Source organism: Moorena sp. SIO3B2 (assembly GCF_010692525.1).
Classification (GTDB): Bacteria; Cyanobacteriota; Cyanobacteriia; order Cyanobacteriales; family Coleofasciculaceae; genus Moorena; species Moorena producens.
Genome location: NZ_JAAHHE010000818.1, coordinates 1 through 1,633, shown reverse-complemented (window position 1 = coordinate 1,633; position 1,633 = coordinate 1). Strand labels below are relative to the sequence as shown.

Sequence of the window (1,633 nt, the reverse complement as noted above, 5' to 3'; positions counted from 1 at the left end):
CAAGTCTATTCTAGTCAAAGCTAATTTCTGTGAGGCAGATCTTAGGGGAGCAGATCTTAGGGGAGCAGATCTTAGGGGAGCGAACCTCAACTATACAAAATTACACCGCACCCAAATTCAGGGAGCACTTATTGACGAAAAATGGTATTTGGTTTGGGACATTGTTAATAATGGTGCGGAAGAACGAGATCTTACCGAAGCCGATCTTAGCGAAGCCGACCTGAGTGAAGCAAACTTCAAAAACGGAAATCTTAGCAGAGTTGACTTTAGTAGCTCTATTTTTAACAGAGCCGATTTGAGTTGGACCGATCTTAGTAGAGCAAATTTCAGTAAAGCAAATCTTGCCGGAGCAAATTTTAACTGGGCAGACTTGAACAATGCAGATCTTAGCGAAGTGCAAGGATTTGAGTCAATAACCTGTAGCGGTGCTAATTTTAATGGCGCAAGCTTCCGTCAAACAGAAATTTTAAGCTCCTCGCTTAGTGTGTTTAGAAAAAAAGGAGCCAGTTTCGATGAAGCAGATCTGAGTGAAGCAAATATCGAGGTATATGTTGGTGATCTAGGTCCAGTCCGAAATAAAAAAGAGTTTTTTGAAAGTCTACTCTCTTGGAAAAATCAACAATCGCTTAATGAATCGCTCAAAAAAAAATTGTTATTATCATCCGATAAAAGCTTGATACCTGGAATATTGCTGTATACGGATGAAGATGAAAAATTATCCCTTTATGTAAGAAAACACTTTGATGCTCTAGACAAACTAACAGGAGATTGGTGTACTATCTATCTTTTGGAGAATCCCTCCCCTAACTGGAGACAAGCAAATCACAATTGGAGGAGAATGATTGAATCTGGTTTGGATCTAAACTGGTTTAGAAGTAAACCCTACGATAAGTCTGAAGCCTATGATATTGCTAGACAGTTGAACGTGGAGTTAAGCAATCTTCCATGTCTTGTTCTTATTTCTCCTGAAAACTTATCTGAAAGACTCGTATTTGAAATCCAAGAAGTATCAGCTAGCTACTTTCGTAAATTATTTTCAACTATTGAAAAATTAGTTAAAAATTCTAAAGTTAAAAAAACAAATCAAAACAAAGTACGATCTCAAGTTTTCGAGCATATAAAAATTAACTTTAATGAAATAGTAGGGTTTTTGGAAAAAAATGCCACTAAGGATGAAAAAAATTCTGGTGTCAAGTATTTTTTTAAAAGTAATAATCTTTCGGTTTACGTTGAGCCCGTTAATATCGAAAACGTAAACTACACGAATCAAAGTCGAAGTCTTACAGTAGGAGATGTCGGGGGAGATTTTAAGCCAATTGCTTCATCATTTATAGCAGATGATTTGAGTGTGAGTGGTACGGTTGCTGAATCTATCGATTTTGACCAAAGCATGCCTAAAGGGGTGGAGCTTCAAAACCGACAGGAGGAAAAAACTCTAAGCCAAACCTCTAAATCTGATGAATCCAAATCTATACTTAAGTTTGTAGTAATAATTGTTATTTGCTTTGCTTTCCTCGCAGGAGTAGCAGCATACATATTCTTTCAATTAGGCTTATCTAGGAATCCCGTGCCTCGCCCATCTCAAGAGCAAAGTGCGATGTAGGGATTATGCCGTTAGTGCTAGATTCAGAAC

At 37.5% G+C, this 1,633-nt stretch carries 1 protein-coding gene; it reads left to right on the top strand.

Annotated features, from left to right (window positions below):
• The coding region (locus F6K38_RS41405; RefSeq protein WP_287360655.1) for a pentapeptide repeat-containing protein at positions 1-1,603 on the top strand (1,603 nt) is incomplete at its 5' end.
• Positions 1,604-1,633: the final 30 nt, after the last annotated feature.